The 20,261-nt window shown below is 42.5% G+C and carries 11 protein-coding genes; 8 read left to right on the forward strand and 3 right to left on the reverse strand.

The genetic code is table 11. From position 1 onward, the window contains the following. Positions 1-6: 6 nt before the first annotated feature. The gene (locus PAARA_RS13485; RefSeq protein WP_062569551.1) at positions 7-972 is read left to right on the forward strand and encodes a sensor domain-containing diguanylate cyclase; all 966 of its coding nucleotides are present in this window, start codon (positions 7-9) and stop codon (positions 970-972) included. Here the strand turns inward: PAARA_RS13485 and PAARA_RS13490 are convergent. Continuing rightward, positions 969-1,925, reverse strand: coding sequence for a methylenetetrahydrofolate reductase (locus tag PAARA_RS13490; RefSeq protein ID WP_062569552.1), 957 nt, complete (start codon positions 1,923-1,925; stop codon positions 969-971). The genes PAARA_RS13485 and PAARA_RS13490 overlap by 4 nt on opposite strands. Before the next feature lie 245 nt (positions 1,926-2,170). Between PAARA_RS13490 and PAARA_RS13495 the strand changes: the two genes are divergently transcribed. The 3 genes from PAARA_RS13495 (at position 2,171) to PAARA_RS13505 (ending at position 6,727) form a co-directional block, all read left to right on the forward strand. Further along, on the forward strand, positions 2,171-5,056 hold the full coding sequence (locus PAARA_RS13495; protein ID WP_062569553.1) for a M16 family metallopeptidase: 2,886 nt from the start codon (positions 2,171-2,173) through the stop codon (positions 5,054-5,056). A 171-nt stretch (positions 5,057-5,227) separates the two neighbouring features. After that, positions 5,228-6,052 (forward strand): serine O-acetyltransferase, encoded by an 825-nt coding sequence (cysE, locus tag PAARA_RS13500; RefSeq protein ID WP_062569554.1) that lies wholly within the window; start codon positions 5,228-5,230, stop codon positions 6,050-6,052. A 27-nt stretch (positions 6,053-6,079) separates the two neighbouring features. After that, a complete protein-coding gene (locus PAARA_RS13505) occupies positions 6,080-6,727 on the forward strand; it encodes a hypothetical protein (RefSeq protein ID WP_062569555.1) in 648 nt (215 codons plus the stop codon). Here the strand turns inward: PAARA_RS13505 and xseA are convergent, their stop codons facing one another. Next, positions 6,728-8,080, reverse strand: coding sequence for an exodeoxyribonuclease VII large subunit (gene xseA / locus PAARA_RS13510; protein ID WP_245219964.1), 1,353 nt, complete (start codon positions 8,078-8,080; stop codon positions 6,728-6,730). 117 nt (positions 8,081-8,197) lie between these two features. Between xseA and guaB the strand changes: the two genes are divergently transcribed. The 4 genes from guaB (at position 8,198) to PAARA_RS20565 (ending at position 19,092) form a co-directional block, all read left to right on the forward strand. Then, complete coding sequence (gene guaB, locus PAARA_RS13515) at positions 8,198-9,667, forward strand: IMP dehydrogenase (protein WP_062569556.1); 1,470 nt, start codon at positions 8,198-8,200, stop codon at positions 9,665-9,667. Between the two features lie 101 nt (positions 9,668-9,768). Then, positions 9,769-11,346, forward strand: a complete 1,578-nt coding sequence (guaA, locus tag PAARA_RS13520) for a glutamine-hydrolyzing GMP synthase (protein ID WP_062569557.1) — start codon at positions 9,769-9,771, stop codon at positions 11,344-11,346. A gap of 2,262 nt (positions 11,347-13,608) precedes the next feature. Further along, positions 13,609-18,696, forward strand: a complete 5,088-nt coding sequence (locus PAARA_RS13525) for a PKD domain-containing protein (protein ID WP_062569558.1) — start codon at positions 13,609-13,611, stop codon at positions 18,694-18,696. Positions 18,697-18,945: 249 nt separating this feature from the next. Beyond that, positions 18,946-19,092, forward strand: coding sequence for a hypothetical protein (locus PAARA_RS20565; RefSeq protein ID WP_157066207.1), 147 nt, complete (start codon positions 18,946-18,948; stop codon positions 19,090-19,092). On the opposite strand, the gene PAARA_RS13530 is transcribed toward PAARA_RS20565, so the two are convergent. Further along, entirely contained in the window at positions 19,080-20,207 is a 1,128-nt protein-coding gene (locus tag PAARA_RS13530) for an FAD-dependent oxidoreductase (protein WP_062569559.1), read from the reverse strand. The two genes, PAARA_RS20565 and PAARA_RS13530, sit on opposite strands and share 13 nt — an antisense overlap. Between the last annotated feature and the right edge of the window lie 54 nt (positions 20,208-20,261).

Consider the following 20,261-nt stretch of genomic DNA (forward strand, 5'->3'; position numbering starts at 1 on the left):
TGTAGTATGTTTGAAGCCAATAAATGTGCATTTCGTCAACCGGACAACCAGTTTTCGCTACAAAAGTGGCAAAAAACAATCGATTTAATGACTGAGCTATTTTCTGCGCCAGCTGGTTTTATCGTGCAGAAAAGTGATGATGCGTATCGCATCATTGTGTCAAGCCAACAACAAGAAAACCCCTATGATGTTGGTGCAGAATCAAGTGCTGACGATAATATCTTTTGTAAGCGAGTGGTGCGTGATTTAGCACCACTTTATGTCCCGCATGTGAGTGAGGACAGTCAGTGGCATGACAGTCCCTACATTAAAGATGGCATTGAATCATATTTGGGTGTACCAATTTGTTGGCCCAATGGAGAGCCATTTGGCACATTTTGTGTGATGGATTTTGAGCAAACTCATTATCAACCAAGCCTAATAGAGCTGATAAAGCAACTTAGAGACATGGTTGAAGATGATTTAGCACTGTTAGATAGTTTCGCACAAATGCGTGAAATTGCGATGCTAGACCCATTAACGAATATCTATAACCGCCGCGCCCTCGATTTACTTTCGCAACATAAATTAAATCTAGCAGCTCGTCTAGGCTTTGAAGTATGCTGCTTATTTATTGATATTAATGACTTTAAACCGCTTAATGATAATTATGGTCATGAGGTAGGAGATCAAGCTCTAATTAGCCTTGCTGACACAATGAAAGGCACCTTACGAGAGGCTGATATTATCGGTCGATTAGGCGGTGATGAGTTTGTTGCGCTTCTTCAAGTTAATAATGGTGATTGTATCGATACGATTATGAAAAAGCTTGAAAGCACGTTTAAGGCAAACCTGCAAAGTCAGGGCTTGCCAGAGCTTAGCCTTAGTATCGGCTATGCCGCACTTGGTCATCGTGCTGAAACATTTGCTGAACTACTAAAACGTGCAGATGAAGATATGTATGAGAAAAAGCAAGCCTCTAAGCGTGTTTAGGCTATTTGCTTTTCTGCTAGGTTTAATTCCATCGTTGCTTTAAGTAAACGGTAAAGATTGATAGATGCATCAATTTCTTCTTTACGGTTAGTTAAACTCTCAATATTTAAGCCAAGCGGTACATTTAAATGCGCACAGCTTTGTAATATTAGGTCTAGATTCTCACGACAAATACGTACAGACTCGCTCAGTGGGTTAGCGGAATCAAGCATGCGCCATTTTGTTGCTTCTGGTACAGATATGCCCAACCACTGCATAAACTCAAGTGTTTTCTCACCACCACAGGGTGTGAAAGTAAGAATGATTCGTTTCGGTGAAATGCTAAGCGCTTTACAGCTACGCGCATAACTGGTGATTAAATCGATTGTGGCTTGTGCGTTATACACAGCTTGGGAGATAAAAAACTGACAACCTTGTTCCGTTTTTTCAAGCAATCGCTCATGCTCATTGCGTTTGCTGGCATGACGCTCTGCTATAGTAACGCCACCTAAAAATATATCATTATCTTGTTTTTGAAGTGTTTTATAAGCATCTGGCAGGCTCAATTTGATATCGCCATGAGATGATGGGCTACCAACTAACACTAAGTTTTTTAAATCAAAATCATTACGAGTTTCTGCTAGCCATTCGTTAAACTCAGCTTCACCGCGTTGAGCAACGCTTTTGTACGTAATGACATCTTGTTGAGACAAGTTACGTAATAAATGAGAGTACTCCCGTGGATCGACGGTTTCTTTGAATGGAAATGGGCGTGGTTTTGCCGTACGGCTACTTTCATCTTGAATGTCATAGATAATCACACCATCGTATTCAATTTCGTGTAAGCGACCTAATAGCTTTTGCGCAATGGTTTCAAGCTGAGCTTTATCAGTGCCAGATTTAGGCGGTGTGGTACCAATAAGGTAAACACCTTGATTGGTGTCTTCAATTTTCTCTTGTAATGATAAAGCCATAATCCTCATTCCAGCTGTAGTTGCGTCTATGAGGATAATATAGCAGCCATTTAGACGTCTAGATAGATTTTTTTCGTGAAAGTTTTTCAATGACTATGAATTTTGCTCAACTTAAGAGGCCGTTGTTCGTAAAAATTGACACACCTGTTTACATTAATTCTGCCTTCAACCCTCATATTTTCTGGTACTTTGGTGCATAATCAACGATTAATAACTATGAGAAAAATAACTAACAAGGGAACATAATGAAATTTAGATTATTAGCAACAGCTGTTGCTGTCACGCTAGCGCTCGGTGGATGCGCAAGTAATTCACAGTCAACTATGGTTAAAGAAGCCGGCATTGAGCAGTCAGTAAACCAAGATGATAATCGTGTATTTAGTCAAGGTTACCTATTAGAAGAGCTTGAAAACGGCCTTCGCGTGATGGTAGTAAAAACAGATTACCCAGATGTCGTATCACTGCAAATTCCGGTATCGGTTGGTTCACGTAATGAGGTTGAAGCAGGTAAAACCGGTTTTGCACACTTCTTTGAGCATATGATGTTTAAAGGCTCTGAAAAATTCCCGCAAGATGTGTATTCAGATATTCTAAAAAACTCAGGTGTTGATAATCGCGCATACACAACCAACGATTACACTAACTACCACTTAAACTTCTCAAAAGAACATTTAGATAAAGTACTCGAAATCGAAGCGGATATTTTTCAAAATCTGACTTACAGCGAAGAACAGTTCCGCACTGAAGCGCTTACCGTAAAAGGGGAATATCTAAAGAATAATGCCAGCCCAATTCGTAAGTTACTTTCTGCTGTTCGTAACGAAGCATTCGAAAAACATACTTATAAACACACCACCATGGGCTTTTTTGAAGACATTGAAGCTATGCCTGATCAAATGGCGTATGGTAAAGAGTTCTTCGCTAAGTTTTATAAACCTGAATATGTATCTTTAGTTATTGTTGGTGATGTTGATCCACAAGAAACCATGGCAATGGTGAAAAAGCACTGGGGCAACTGGAAAAAAGGTGATTACCAAGCTGATATTCCTGTTGAGCCAAAACAACAAGCAGCAAAATATGTACATGAGAAAAATGATGGTTTACCAGGTCACTGGTTGCTTGTGTCTTACAAAGGCACCGCATGGGATCCAACTCAAAAAGACCGTGCAGCCCTTGATTTGATCTCACAGCTTTATTTCTCTAACAACTCAGCACTTTATCAAGAGCTGGTTGTTGATAAACAAATTGCCAGCCAAATGTTTACCTATAACCCAGATACTAAAGATCCTGGGTTATTACATGTTTTTGTAAAAGTCGAAAACGAAGCGGACCTTGCAAAAGCGCGTGATGCGATTAACCGTACTTATGCACAAGCGCGCACAGAGCTTGTTGATGCACAAAAGTTAGCTGATTTAAAATCTAACTTAAAATACAGCTTTATCAATGGTCTTGATTCATCACAGTCAATTGCCTCAACACTTGCAAGCTACATGCACTTTGAGCGCGACCCTGAGGTGATTAACCAACTTTACGCGACTGCTGATAGCATCACTCCTGAGGATATCAAAGCGGTAGCAAACAAATATTTTGTTGATTCAAGCCGTACTACTGTGACAATGTCGGCGCTTGATAAAGTGGCAGGTTTTGATCAAGAGGTTGACTTAAACGCGGCGGTTGCCAGTATTGAGCAAGCCCCAACAGAGCGTCATTTTAAAGTACTTGATAAAACCAATAGCTCGCCACTGGTTGATGTTAACTGGTTATTTAATACCGGCGCAGCAGCTGATCCACAAGGTAAAAAAGGCTTAGCGGCACTCACTGCTGCAATGCTAGCGCAAGGTGGCTCTGAAACAATGAGCTACAAAGATATTCAAAAAGCGTTATACCCACTGGCAGGAAGCTTTGGCTATCAAATCGATAAAGAGATGATTTCTTTACGTGGTCGTGTGCATAAAGACAATGCTGCCAAGTGGTATGCACTTGTTAGCGATCAATTGTTAAATCCTGGCTTTAGAGAAGATGATTTCAAGCGTCTGAAAAAAGAGCTTATCGATAGCATTAAAGCAGACCTTAAAGCGTCAAATGACGAAGAGTTAGGTAAAGAAGTGCTGTATCATCAGCTTTATAAAGGCCACCCGTATGAAAGCTATAACTATGGTGATTTATCAGATCTCGAAGCATTGACGCTTGACGATGTAAAAGCGTTTTATGCTAACCAGTTTACCCAATCTAAGTTAACTGTAGGTTTAATTGGTGCTATTCCGAGTGATGTTAAATCAACTATGATGAAAGATTTAACATCGCTTGCACAAGGTAAAGAAAGTCGTTTAACGATCCCAGATGCGCCAGCCCTTCAAGGGCATCATGCAACGATTGTTGAAAAATCAGCGCAGTCTACCGCTGTGTCATTTGGATTCCCAATCGATACAATTCGTAGCAGCGATGACTGGACCGCACTTTGGTTAGTGCGCTCTTACTTTGGTGAACACCGTAGCTCAAACAGCTTCTTGTATCAGCGTATTCGTCAAACCCGTGGTATGAACTATGGTGACTATGCCTACATTGAGTACTTCCCGCGTGGTATGTTCCAAACTAAACCTGATGCTAACTTAGGCCGTTCAGAGCAAATTTTCCAAGTGTGGTTACGTCCGCTTCGTTCTAATAACGATGCGCACTTTGCAACGCGTACGGCATTATTTGAGCTTGATAAGCTGATTAAAAATGGCATCAGCAAAGAAGATTTTGAAGCGACGCGTAACTTCTTAATTAACTTTGTGCCACAAATGGTTGCAAGCCAAGATCGCCAATTAGGTTATGCGCTTGATAGTGAGTTCTATAATACAGAGAGCTTTGTTGACTATGTGCGCGGCAAGCTTGAAAAGCTAACCCTTGATGATGTGAATCGTGTTATTCGCGATAACTTGCAAACAGAGAATATCCACTATGTGTTTATTACTGGTGACGGCAAAGACATGCAAAAACGCTTAGCCTCAGAGCAAACATCGCCTATGGTGTACAACGCTGAAAAACCAGCAGAACTTGTTGCTGAAGATAAAGTGATTGCAGACTATAAACTTGCGATACCGGCGAAAAATATTAAAGTACTTGATGTCGAAAAAGTATTTCAATAATAACTAATCAATGCCCCTGCCTAGGGGCATTTTTTATGTTTAATAGCAAATAACGATGACGCTCTGGTTATTAGATATAACCAGAACAAATAAACAACGGGTTAGTACATCTTGCTACAAATCCGTTAAACTTAAGTAATAGCAGTTAGGTATAACCAGAAAGGCAAAATTATGCGTCATGAAATTTGGCAAAAGCTTCGCGAAGAAGCAAACGAAGTCGTTACTCGTGAACCTCTTTTAGCAAGTCACGTCTATTCGTGTGTGTTAAATCATGAGTGCTTAGGTTCGGCGCTAAGTTTTATTGTTGCTAATAAGTTGGCGGATGCAGTGGTTTCAGCATTCACAATTCGCGAATTGTTTGACCAGGCCTTTGTTAAGTGTGATTTGATGTTGACCCATGTCGCTCATGATATAAAAGCAGTAAAAGATCGTGACCCTGCCGCAGATAGTTACTTAACGGTGATACTTAACTTAAAGGGCTTTCATGCAATACAAGCACACCGACTTGCAAACTGCCTTTGGTTACAGAATCGAAAAGAACTTGCTCGCTTTATTCAAAGTAGAACTTCTGAGGTATTTGGTGTTGATATTCACCCTGCTTGTAAAGTGGGTCATGGTATTATGTTTGACCATGCAACTGGGATTGTAATTGGTGAAACAGCGGTTATTGAAGATAATGTATCGATTCTTCAATCGGTTACTTTAGGTGGTACGGGTAACGAACAAGGTGATCGCCATCCTAAAATTCGCGCGGGTGTGTTGATTGGTGCCGGTGCGAAAGTGTTGGGTAACATCGAAGTAGGAGAGGGCGCACGCATAGGTGCAAACTCTGTCGTATTAAGCCCTGTTCCAGCACATACAACCGTTGTTGGGGTACCTGCTAAAGTGGTGGGTAAACCGAGCTGTCCTTGTCCAGCGGAAAGTATGAATCAAAACTTTCTGGATGACAGCACCACAAGCGCAAGCAATGCATCTCATACCAGTGCAATGCTGTAGTTCTTTACAATAAAGAGCAAAAGAACCTTGTCTAAATTAGCCTTTGGTTTGTCGATTGTAGCGTCATTTATTTGTGGCGCTATCATCATGTTTATGCTTCAAACTGATAACACCGTTTTGCCAACTTCAGAGCGGGCGCAAATAAGTGTTATAGAGCCGGCTATTTCAGAGCAGGCAGCGCCAGTTGCACCTATTAGTGTGAGCGGAGTTTCTAATGTTGGGCATCAAACTTCACCTGAAGAATTAACTCAAGAAGCGCTTAAGCAGCAAATTGCCGAGCTTGAATTACAAGTCGAGAGCCAGCAGGCTGTGATTGCACGTTATCGCACTAACGCACTTACATCCGATGAAATAGACTCCCACCTTGATCAGCTTTACACGCTTTTAGCACAGCAAGAACGCAATGAAACATGGGCCTATCAAGTTGAAACAGCTATGAGTGACTTTTTAATTATGGCTGACTTACCTATACAGCCAAATGTCAGCGTTTCTAAGTGTAAAAGTTCAGTTTGTCAGTTTAAGTTACAACGCCCAGATGACGTTACAGTACTTCCTGAGCATTATTGGCGAAACATAACAGATGATTTAATGCTGCAAAGCTGGTGGAAACAGTTCAAATACACTTCCACCACTTCGAGTGACGATGAGCTAGTCATCGTTGTAAGTACAGATTAATCAAACCACTTTTGATTGCAACTGGCCATCTGCCAATTCGGTGGTGAGCAATTCTCCGCTATTAACCTGTGACACTGATTTCACCACCTGACCTTGTTTGTTTTTAGTAATGCTATAACCACGCGCTAATACACTTAGTGGACTGACTGAATCTAAGCGGCTCGCCTGCAGTGATAGATGATTACGGGATGTTGTAAATTGGTGCTGTATAGCTTGTGTTAAACGACCTTGCAGCTGGGTAAGCAAGTGCTCATAGCGAGTAAGTTGCTTTTCTGGTGAGCTTTGCATTAAACGAGGAGTAAGGTTGCCAAGTACTCGCTCATGGCGCTGAATTGTACTTTGCATAGCACGATGTAAAGCAAGGCTCAATTCATCCAGCTTTTGTGCCTGCTGATTGAGTTGATTTCGTGGGTGACACAGTTGTAAGCGATGCTCAAATTGCGTCTCTGTAGTACGTTTAACTGCCAACGCGTGTTTAAAGGCATGATTTAAATGCCTAACAAGCTGATTTACTCTGCTATGTAACTCTTCACTATTTGGACTGACCAACTCGGCTGCTGCAGAAGGTGTGGCTGCGCGTATATCTGCAACGTAGTCACTGATAGTGGTGTCTACTTCATGACCCACAGCACTGACAATAGGCAGGTTGCTGGCATAAATGGCGCGTGCGAGTAATTCATGGTTAAAACACCATAAATCTTCTAATGAACCACCACCACGACCCAATATCAGTACATCCACTTCGTTACGTTGATTGGCGATGTTTATTTTTTCTATTAATTGGCTGTGAGCATCAGCGCCTTGCACCATGGCCGGATAAATCACCACTTCAAGTTGGGGAGCACGGCGTTTCAAGACGGTTAAAATATCGCGAATGGCCGCACCTGTGGCCGAGGTAATCACGCCAACGCGATTGATATGTGTTGGCAATGGTTTTTTATAAGCTGAGCTAAATAGGCCTTCGGCGGCAAGGCGCATTTTAAGCGCATCGAACTCTTGTTTTAATAAGCCTTCACCAGCTGGTGCCATATGTTCAACAATTAGTTGATAATCACCACGCGGTTCATACAAAGATACACGGGCACGCACAGTGACTTGTGCGCCATTCGTTGGGCGAAATGTTTGGCCACGATTATTACCGCGCCACATAGCTGCTTTTACTTGTGCGCGATCGTCTTTTAATGTGAAATACCAATGCCCTGAAGCAGGCGCAATAAAGTTTGAAATTTCACCACTTAACACTAAAGAAGAAAAGCCGCGTTCTAGCACACTTCGGATCTCTTTATTAAGGCGTGATACGGTATAAATGTCTTGTGAATTACCCATTGCAGCTAAATTTAATCTCTTTGCCATAAACTAAGGCTACTTTATCATAAATAATTGCACAATTTTATTTACTCGGGTTTAGAACGCTGATAAAATTTGGCCGCAATTCCTTATACTCAGATCCACATGTGAGAAGTTGCCAATATGCTTAGAATTGCTAAAGAAGCTCTTACCTTTGACGACGTACTACTAGTACCAGGTCATTCTACTGTTTTGCCACACACGGCAAATATTTCAACTCGCTTAACGCGTGGTATCAATCTTAACTTGCCGCTAGTTTCAGCATCTATGGATACTGTAACAGAAGCTCGTTTAGCGATTGCGCTAGCGCAAGAGGGCGGTTTAGGTTTCATCCACAAAAACATGACAATTGAAGAGCAAGCTAAAAACGTACGTAAAGTTAAAACGTACGAAGCAGGCATTGTTTCTTTCCCTGTTACTGTGACTGCGGATCTAACAATTGCTGATGCCATAGCATTAGCAGAAGATAAAGGTTTTTCAGGTTTCCCTGTGACGGATGGTGATAATAACCTAGTGGGTATTGTTACAAGCCGTGATATGCGCTTTGAAACCAAACTTGAGCAACCTGTTTCTACCGTTATGACGAAAAAAGAATCGTTAGTGACTGTTAAAGAAGGTGCAGACCGTGATGAAATCTTAGGTCTAATGCACGAGCACCGTATCGAAAAAATTCTCGTAGTTGATGATGCTTTTAAACTTAAAGGCATGATCACTGTAAAAGATTATCAAAAAGCACAAGACAAACCAAACGCATGTAAAGACGAGCAAGGTCGTCTACGTGTAGGTGCCGCTGTTGGTGTTGGCGCAGGTACTGACGAGCGTATCGCAGCCCTTGTTGAAGCAGGTGTTGATGTATTACTTATCGATACATCACATGGCCACTCACAAGGTGTTATCGACCGTGTTGCTCAAACACGTCAAGCATACCCAGATCTACAAATCGTAGCAGGTAATGTTGCAACAGCTGAAGGTGCGATTGCCCTTGCTGATGCGGGTGTTGACGCTGTTAAAGTGGGTATTGGTCCTGGTTCTATCTGTACTACTCGTATCGTAACAGGTTGTGGTGTTCCACAAATCACTGCTATTTCTGATGCAGTTGAAGGCTTAAAAGGCCGTGATATCCCTGTTATTGCTGACGGTGGTATTCGTTTCTCAGGTGACATCGTAAAAGCACTTGTTGCAGGTGCATCATGTGTGATGGTGGGTTCAATGTTAGCAGGTACTGAAGAAGCACCGGGTGAAGTTGAGCTATATCAAGGTCGTTACTACAAGTCTTACCGTGGTATGGGTAGCCTTGGCGCTATGGACCAAAAAGAAGGTTCATCAGACCGCTACTTCCAAAAATCGAACGAAGCAGACAAGCTTGTTCCTGAAGGTATCGAAGGCCGTGTTGCTTATAAAGGCCCTATTGCGACAATCATCCATCAACAAGTGGGCGGTCTTCGCAGTGCAATGGGCTTAACTGGCTGTGCAACAATTGAAGAGTTAAATACTAAACCTCAATTTGTTCGTGTTACTTCAGCTGGTATGGGTGAATCACACGTTCACGATGTGCAAATCACTAAAGAAGCGCCAAACTACCGCTTAGGTTAATTACCTTAAGGTATTGAAATTACAATGGGCTAGCATTTGCTAGCCCTAATTTATTTATCATCTCCCTTTGGGAGAGCAGTTCCTGACTAACGAGATACTCCATGAGCAAAGACATTCACGATTCACGAATTCTCATTTTAGATTTTGGTTCGCAATACACACAGTTAATCGCACGTCGTATACGTGAGATTGGTGTTTACTGTGAGCTATGGGCATGGGATGTAACTGAAGAGCAAATCCGCGAATTTAATCCACAAGGTATTATTTTGTCGGGTGGTCCTGAGTCTACAACACTTGAAAACAGCCCACGTGCTCCTGAGTATGTATTTAACGCAGGCGTGCCAGTACTTGGTATTTGTTACGGCATGCAAACAATGGCAACGCAACTAGGTGGTAGCGTACACAGCTCTGATAAGAAAGAGTTTGGTTATGCGCAGGTTGAAAAAGTAGGTGATTGTGCGTTATTCGACGCTATCGAAGACCACATTACTGATGGCGGTGCAGGCGTACTAGACGTTTGGATGAGCCACGGCGATAAAGTAATGGAAGTACCAGAGACTTTCAAAACAACGGCTAAAACGTCAACATGCCCACATGCTGCAATGTCTTGGGAAGAAAAGCGCTTTTACGGCGTGCAGTTCCACCCAGAAGTAACTCACACGCATCAAGGTCAACGTTTACTTGAGCGTTTTGCGATTGATATCTGTGGCTGTGAAAAGCTATGGACTCCGGCTAAAATCATCGACGATGCGATTGAGCGTATCAAACAAACTGTAGGTGATGACGAAGTCATCTTAGGTTTATCAGGTGGTGTTGATTCATCTGTTGTTGCAATGCTTATTCACCGTGCAATTGGCGACAAGCTAACATGTGTATTCGTTGATAACGGGCTACTTCGTCTAAACGAAGGTCAGCAAGTTATGGACATGTTTGGCAACAAGTTCGGCCTAAACATTGTTAAAGTAGATGCTGAAGATCAATTTTTAGCAGACTTAGCAGGTAAGTCAGATCCAGAAGATAAGCGTAAAGCGATTGGTCATACCTTCATTAAAGTATTTGACGAGCAAGCTAAAAAGCTGAAAAGCGCAAAATGGTTAGGTCAAGGTACTATCTACCCAGATGTTATCGAATCTGCTGCATCAGCAACAGGTAAAGCACACGTAATCAAGTCTCACCACAACGTAGGTGGTTTACCAGACGACATGGAAATGGGTCTTGTTGAGCCGTTACGTGAGCTATTCAAAGATGAAGTACGTAAAATTGGTCTTGAGCTTGGTCTACCTTACGACATGCTTTACCGTCACCCATTCCCAGGTCCTGGTTTAGGTGTTCGTGTACTTGGTGAAATCAAGAAAGAGTACTGTGACTTACTACGTCGCGCAGATGCTATCTTCATTGAAGAGCTACACAAAGCAGAGCTTTACCACAAAGTAAGTCAAGCCTTCACTGTATTCTTACCAGTTAAATCGGTAGGTGTAATGGGTGATGCGCGTAAATACGACTGGGTTGTATCGCTACGCTGTGTAGAGACAATCGACTTTATGACGGCACGTTGGTCACACTTACCTTACGAGTTCCTAGGTGTGGTTTCTAACCGTATCATCAACGAAATCGATGGTATTTCACGTGTTGTTTACGATATTTCAGGTAAGCCACCGGCAACAATCGAGTGGGAGTAGACTTGGTTGTAAAAACCTAATCTAGTTTCTGTTAGATAAAAAAGGCCAGTCAGTATTTCTGACTGGCCTTTTTAATGAATTTTTACTTTCCTAAAAAACCTTGCGGAGATATTAGTTTTCGTTGTAGTGCTGGCTTCTATTTTTAGGGCTGTGGCTGCGTAACACTGGGCACTGCCTGAAGATGAAAGTCATTGCTGACAAAATGGAGGTATTCCAAAATAGGTTGAAGATGGTAGGGCGAGTTTATGATGGATCGGTCGATCAAATCGACAAAATAAGACGCTGGCCCTTTGGTCGCCGTACGTAGTCAGTGATGGTGTACCGATCTAACTAGCCGCTCTACAGTTCATCAACCAAGAAAACGCCCTGCAAATTTTACTCGTCTTGAAGAAGGTAATCACCTATGTTTTCTCGACCTTCTGCTAACTCACCGAGCGATTTTTAAGAAGCGTTGTATAACAACTTAGAATGGGGTAAGTGATATGGTTAACATGGAAATGATGAAAATTGTTATTTTGAGCGTAAAATATGATTCAAAGCGCGATGGATATTCATAAAATAGGTAAGCTTAAAGCTGTTAGATACGGAAGTACCTTTGAATAGTGTATTGACTAACAATAATTTGAGTGTCACATAAATACAGATTAAATCAGAAGCTGAACTGGAGTTGATATCTCTTGGGAAATTTGACCGTTAGATAGAGTGCAAAAGTGGTAGCTAACAGAAAAGTTTTAAAGTGATAAAGTAATATAATACTGTCTTTTGTGCTGTAGCATTCTTGATTATTTATAATGTGCTCTACTGATTGGAAATACTTTAATATCAATGAGCTATAAAAAAATCGGATCAAAAGCAAAATGGTAACTAAGCAGAGTAAGTTCAGTTTCACGACCGTTAATTGCTGAAGAAAAAGTGGGCTCAGACGTTAAGCCAAAGCTGAACTAAAACGTCGACGAGTAGTAAGAACTTAGTTGTATAGGCAGCAATTAAAAACAAGGAATTATCAGATAGGGTTTGAACGACTATATATCAGATAGATTAAAATACGCTTATGCGTCTTTGGCTTTTTAGGCTGATGTCTATTAATAGCTCCTAGTCTTTGCGAGCTTCGAGCCCTTTCACCTATTAAGCTGTTCTGCTAAGGGTAAAAACTCTAATACATAAAGCGAGTAAGGTAGCGGGTATTTTATGGTGCTGAGTTAAGACAAGATTAAAAATAAATCGAAATGGTTTTAAGCATCACTTTTCTTCAAGGTTACACATATTTAGAACTATTTTCGAAAATAATTACTTTAAATTTAATTATATCTAGTCAGTTTTATTTAACACTTTATAAAGGCTAAAATAATTTTTAATTAGCCTGTAAAGTTCTCTTAGTACTTTACTTATACTCGTTTGGCTAACTAATCATTCCTAAATGTAAAACACAGAGTTTTTAGAATAGTAGGTAACTCGACTCGCTCGTCCTGATCGTCAACGCAACTGACTTAACCAAATCGAGCCTAGGCTATGATTATAACATTACCGATCAGCTCCGAGAGACTTCGAATATAAAAATACATATAAAACCATAGATAAAGATGATCATAGTCGTTTACATACGATTCTTTTTTGACATCTGGATGTACCGTCACTGATATATCAGGTGTGGTAGCGGTGGAACGTTCTTCAATTAATCGGTGTGCCTGTTGGTACACTGAATGTGTGGCTTATAAGTTTGTTGGGCTCAGTCGCTGGCGATTAAATATCCCCAGTGTGGGTAGCTTATGTTACAGGATTTGCTCAAAGGAAAATGCTGGATTCAGAGCTAAAAGCAAGCCTATCGCCTCGACACTGAAGAGGGCGGGTGTGAAGAAACGCAAAGAGCTAAGACAATAGTGTTAAATCAACGTTGGTCTATGGAATTTGTGTCATACCAGCTTAGTAATGGTAGGCACTTTTGGAGGGGATGTGGTGGATAATTACTCGCTGGAATAGTCGGTCAGTTGGTTTCTGTAACCACCAGTGGCAGGCACATCACAAGACTCCAAGGCTAGTTTATCTAAGAGTGTGGCAACCCTAATAAGCTGAACTGCGAGAACAGGACTGAATTTAACAGTAAGATCGTGTTCTTTTGATTCATGAAAAAGGGACAAATTGCAGAGTTTTAATTTTGAGTCTAGTATCAATTTAGGTTATCGAAGTTTTAAGTGTGGTTATGCTTTTTAGGCTTAAATAATCTTAAAACTTTCTATCTTTTTTATGATACGGATACTGTTACTTATGAAATTGCCTAGTCAAGGTTTTGGTTTACTTTTAATGCTATTCTTTCTAGTGGCCTGTGACCGAACCTCAGTGTCATCAGGTACAAGTAAAGAATTTACAATTGAGTTGGTCCGAGCGCCTTTATCCGTAGAAGTGGGTCAATCTGCAGTGATTGAGGTTCAGTTACAACAAAATGGACAAAATATTGATGGCGCGAGTTACCTTTGGATGGAAGAGAGTGTATTACCACTTGGCTTAGTTAGTAATAGTAACCAAGGGTTCTTTGTAGCACCGTCAAATATTGAGCAAGCTAGTATTCGTGTAACAGCTAGGTTCTCAGGTATGTCGCTAAGCAAGGATATCACCATAGACATTACCTCACCGGTTGACGTTATTGGAGATGTTGAGTCATTAGAGGTTACAGGCCCAACGGAAGTTTCTTCTGAACACAAGGTCATTTTAAATGCGGCTTATACGGTTAATGGGTTGGTTGATAGTGACAAAGAGATAAGTTGGGAACTATTAAGTGAACAAACAGTATCTTGGCAACAAATAGATAATCGAGTCGAGGTTACAGCACCTAATGTTTTTCAGGACACAGAGTTATTTTTCTCAGCACAAACTGAAGACACCGGCGGCTTGTTGTTTGATACGATTGTGGTTCTCACGGTTAAGCCAAGGGGCATCAGCTTTGTTAACCAGGTTAATACTGGAACGGGCAAAGTTGATGCAAACTCTCAATCGTCACATACAGTTAAGCAAAGCACTTCAGGGCAAACAGTCCACTTAACAGCAAAAGCCGAAAAGTCTGGTGGCGGTGGAAGCTTCACCTATGAATGGCAGCAAGTGAGCGGTACCACAGTAGACTTAATAGACAGTGCCAGCCAAACCACATCTTTCGTTGCGCCCAAGCAGCCGGGAAAACTTGAATTTAAAGTAACAGCCACTGAAATTAGTAGCGGAAAAAGCACATCACAGACACAGCAAGTAGAAATAAAGCCTGGACCTTTACAGCCTCAGCAAGGTGCTAAGCATCAAGTATACAATGGTCATGGTTCTGTTAGTTTGACTGCCGAGGTTAATGGTGGCAAAGGGCCTTTTACCTATAAATGGACGCAAACAAAAGGTCCAGACGCTATGATAAGTAGTGTTAATGGAAAAACTACCGAGGTTACGCCGCCAGAGGTTACAACCGACACCGATTTTCAATGGGTAGTACAAGTAACTGATGCCGATGGCCATCAAGTGAGTATTACACACGATATTCAAGTGAAGGCAACTGCGCCTTTGTCGGTACAGATTATTAAACCAAAGGGCTGCACCACCAACTGTTTAGTTGAAGAAGGGGATTTTGTATATCCTGCAGCAACTATCACCGGTACGCTTGATCGTGTATCAGTATTGTGGGAGAGTAGCGATGTTGCCTTTACAGATGCGACAACAGAGCACCCTGTGTTTGTTGTGCCTAATGTCAATTCAGAAACAGGTATTAGAGTCAATGTTACTGTGACAGATGGCACCAATACTGTTTCCGATTCGCTACTTTATACCGCTAAACCTGTATTTAAGCTGGCACCTCATCAAAACCAAATAGGTAGTCACTTGGCAACAGGCCCTGGAGTCAGTACAGCAGCTCCCGTTCAGGTAGAATCCGGCAAAACTTTTAAACCAAGCATCGATATCCATGTCCCCCCTTTAGATAACGGGGCATCTCTTTCTTACCTATGGACGGTGATTGAGCCAAATCCAAAACCTAATGACTTGATAATTGCTGGTGACAATACAGCTCAGCCCATCATTAATGCGCCATCAGTAAGCAGTAATACCAACATTAAGCTTCAGGCAACCATTACCTATACCTCACCTGAAGGTAAAGTGATTACTAAAACTACTGATACTCAGTTTCAGGCAGTACCTGTTAATGCGCCAAGCAAACCCACACTTGCGCTCAGTATGGCTGGGCATGAAAGCGTATACAGTGGTCATGTGGTGCACCCTAAAACGACAGTGATGAACGCCACTGGTCCCTTAAACTATCAGTGGGCGCAATTAAGTGGCCCAACCATTACGATTGCAGATGATAAAACGGATTCGCCAAGTTTCACTGCTCCTAGTGTGAGCGGCCATCAAGATATAGTAATAGAAGTCGAAGTGAGCGATGGGTCAGCCGTAGCAAAAGCACAAATGACTGTGACAGTTGATCCAGTAGTCGCACCACCGAAGTTGCCGTTAATGGTAACCGCCTCTAATGATGCGACCGTAACTGCAAATGAGACAGTGAAGCCGAGAGTCAGTCTTGGCAACACCTTTGGTTCACTCAGTTATTTATGGGTAGAAACCACTAGTATAGGCATTAGCCTTACAGATCCAAACACCGCTACTCCAAGCTTTATCGCACCGAATGGCCCTGCTACTGTGACCCTTCAAGTGACAGTAAATGATACGGCTAACGGCTCTGCTACCGATAGTGTCACTTACCATGTGAACAATGCTTTGCAAGTAACAGCTGGTGCAGCAACACGCACATTGGCTGAAGGTAATACCCTCAATTTATTGGCATCGGCTAAAGATGCCGATGGTGCGGTAAGCTATGCATGGACTCTTGCTGATGCCGGCACAACATCACTGACGACAACAAACATTATCAACGGATCCTCAGCGAATGCAAGCTTAGACCTTCCCAATGTGGATGCTGATACTACGATCAAACTGCAAGTTACGGCAACGGATTCGGTCAATGCGGCTACCGCCACGGTTGCAGTGACCATTCAAGATCGCCACATGAGTGTCGACTTGGGCGCCGACTTTGATTTATCACCCACGCAAACGGGGTACTTAAATGCGAATGTTGCAGGAGGGAAACCGCCCTACACCTATAGTTGGACAGATGATACGAATGCCGCACTAAGCAGTATCAGTGATGCGAACCCATCATTTATCGCGCCGTCTCTGACCCATGAAGTAGAGCTTAACTACAACCTGACGGTAATCGACAGTTTGGGTAATACGGCTAAAGATAGCGTTGTCGTGACCGTACCCGCTTTACCTTTACTGGTCAGCGCTGGTAATGATTTTTCTATTGCTGAAAGTTTAAGTGATGTGCAGTTGCACGGCAGTGTGCAACATGCCAATGAACCAGTTTATACTTGGACGCAGATTTCAGGCTCAGATGTCACCCCTTTAAAAAATGCAAATACTTTGAATGCATCATTTACCTCTCCAGCTAAAGCTGCGGGCACCAGCGAAGACCTGGTATTTGAACTCTCGGTTACTAGTAATGGTCGAGTCAAAAAAGACCAAGTAACAGTTACAGTGCAAGGCCAGCCCGATATATCGGCACATGTTACTCCTGTTCTTTATGTCAATGAAGGACAAATCGTTAGTTTAGTCGGTACGGTGATCGATGCAGACTCAAGCAGCCCTGCAACGGTGCAAAGTTTAACGTGGAGCCAACTTCCTACGGCGGCCAGTACCATTACGCTCAGCAATAGTAGCGTCAAGGGCGATGTTCGCAGTTTAACCAGTACCTTTATCGCTCCAGCCTATGGAAACGAGAACCAATATATCTTCACTTTTGCCGCACAAGGAACAGGTAATAAAGTATCACAAACGGCGATGGTGGAAGTATTGGCTGCGCCTAGTATTAGTGCTGGTGCTGATCTGCGCGTGCGCGCAGGGCAAACAGTTATTCTAAATGCAACGGGCAGCAGTCTCGCCAGTTATCAATGGACGCAAACGGCAGGAATGCCAATAGTTGCGCTAAGTGGTGCCAATCAATATAACGCCTCATTTACGGCACCTGATGTGACGAGCGATACAACGCTCACTTTTACTGTGGTCGGGATGCCAATAGTAGGTGGTGCTTCGCAGCAAGACATGATAAATGTCGTGGTTTATGAACCGACTATTGTTGTAATGCCAAAAAGTGCAACAGACATAACCTTAACTGAAGGTGATCCAAAGTTAGATGTTACTGTAGATTTTATAAGCAACGTAGGTTCTGCACCGATAACGCCAACGACTATTTCGTGGACCGTTACGCCGAGTACCGCGCCAGCCGATACCTTCGCTCCTCTAAATGCAGCTACCATTAGCATCAACCCGCAAACAGGCACTGCTGGTACCTATAAACTCGACATAGTAGCTGGTGATACGCCAGGTCATTATCAGGCTGGCAACCAAAGTTATACAGTGCTGATCAAACCAGCAGCTCCGGCAACTTTACCGTTAGTCGACAGTCGCAAACTGACAGCCGCACTTAAAAGCATAAACGCGGATCTGACTTCGCTAAATGGTATCGATAAGTTAGTAAGTTTGCATGCACCGGTAATTACCGGTGGCACACCACCCTACACCTATAGCTGGACACCGCCAGCCAAAGGCGTGGTGCTAAGTGGTGAAACAACCGACAACCCAACGGCAACCATTAGCAAACCTGCGAGTGAATGCACCTATATCGGAGGGGATATTACGCTGACGGTCACTGATACTAAAGGTCAAACGGTCAGCGCCACCTTGCCTATCAAAAACAGCCGTGGAGGAGATGCGGTTAACCCAACACCGACATCACCAGTATCATGCGATGTGTGCCGTGGACCGAAATTTATCTGCGAGCGCTCGCACAAGACTGCTGTTTGTGGCTCTGATGCTGCTGGTAATCCTGAATCATTGGCTTCCGCTGAGTTTTACAAATATCAATATTGCATCAATGATGTCGAAAACCTCATTGATGGATCACGTTATGTGACACGTCGATGTGCCACCGCTGAAACAGTGAATAAAGAGTTGGAGAGTCGGGCAAAAAACCCTGCATGGTTAGGTAAACTCATTTCCGTTGGCACTGACCCCGCTGTTGGCTGTCAGCAGTATAACGTGCACGATTTACAAGATGCGCACTTTAGTTGCTCCTTCATTTGTAAAGGTAAAGTCGGTGGTGGCTTCGATTCAGGTGGCGCTCGCGGGTGTAATATTGAAACCGTACCGGCAGTCAACCACAATTCCATACAATTACTAGAGAGCGATTACCCAGTGCCAACAGTGCCGGCCACTATTCCAGGCACAGGCTCACCAGGTGCTTGTCCTAACGGCATTCAACCTGCTATGTAAATAGCCTATTACATAAAGTTCCCCACACATCAGAGAGTGTGGGGTTTTATCTCGAGCTTTGTAGCGGTCAACTAATTCCCGACAGTAAGTTAAGCCGATTCACGGCCTAAACAGAATTATCGTCTCCAATATATCGATGGGACGGTATCGATTGTAATAGTGGATATATGAACCCTTTGAGGCTTCTTGCTGGTAACCAATGTTTTGATGCGCTATCTAAAATGTACAGCGACAAGTTGGCGACACAAGGTGGATAGAACCACTTCTGCTCCGTGGAGGCTTAGTATTAAAGAGAAACAAGAACTTCGTCGTGATATGACAGAATTTTCTACTTGGGCCAAAGCCCGCTTTTTTGAAGCGGGTTTTTGTTATTTAGACGGTTATCATTTGGTATGAGTTAAGTCTAGTCCTTGCATATAGAGTTGACTGAGCTCTTCTGCGGATATACTTGGTGCATCTGTGGCCGAATTAGATGATTGTTGAAAGATATGCTGAGCTATTAGTCTACCCATGTTTTGGGCGCTGGAGGTTTTATGAATACGAGTTTCATAAAACTTCTTCAAAATAACATTGAGGCTAAATTCGGTCTTAAATAATTGAGCTAGATGCCAAGCATCTTCAAGCGCTTGGCTAGCACCTTGCCCCGATGTGGGTAAGGAAGCATGTGCAGCATCTCCGATAATAATGAGATTCTCCTTGTGCCAATAGGGAAGTGGGTCGATATCATGTACAAATATGCGTTTTAAACTGCGTGGATTATAACTATTAAGTACCTGTTGAACTTTTTTAGGCCAATCTTGAAAACGCTCATGCATTTCTTCAAACCACTGCTCCATTGGTTTCGTTTTATCAAGGTTACTAGGCCATGCAGCAGCCCAGTAACAATGTTGGTTTGCTACAGGTACTATACCAAAGCGTTCATTATTAACTCTAAAGTCATGAATTGTCTGCTCAAAAGGGGTCAGATCAATTTCACTGGTACCAATTATATTAATGAAGCCTTGGTATTTAGTTGGCATAGGCACTTTATACAGATACTCTCGAGCTTTCGATTGCATTCGTCCATCGCAGCCTACTACAAGATCAAACTTATCTTTTAATTGCGCAATGTCCTGAGTATTGACGGCTTGGTTGAAGTGAATAGTGGCACCCAGTTTCTCTAGTCGCTCGGCGAGTATCTTTATTAAGTCACGACGTAATATGCTAATAGTTGGAAAGCCGCACAGAGAGTTTAGTGTTTGAATATTAAACTCACCCAATTGAGTGGCTTGTTTGTCGTACTGTCGCATAGCAACTGGCTGACCCCCACACTGGGTGAAATCATCTATTAGACCTAGCTGCTCAAGCACAAAAGTCGCATTAGGCCATAACGTAACGCCAGCACCGATTGTAGAAAAGCTGGTGTTTCTTTCGAATAAGGTAACCTTGATACCTTGTTTTCTTGCAAATATCGCTAACGCAAGGCCTGCAACACCTGCACCTATAATGGCTATATTTTTAATTGAACTCATTTAAATCTTCCCAGTTTAAGAAAAAAATGATTATTACTGGTCCAATAAATAGGA

This window comes from Pseudoalteromonas arabiensis (genome assembly GCF_001550155.1).
Taxonomy (GTDB): domain Bacteria; phylum Pseudomonadota; class Gammaproteobacteria; order Enterobacterales; family Alteromonadaceae; genus Pseudoalteromonas; species Pseudoalteromonas arabiensis.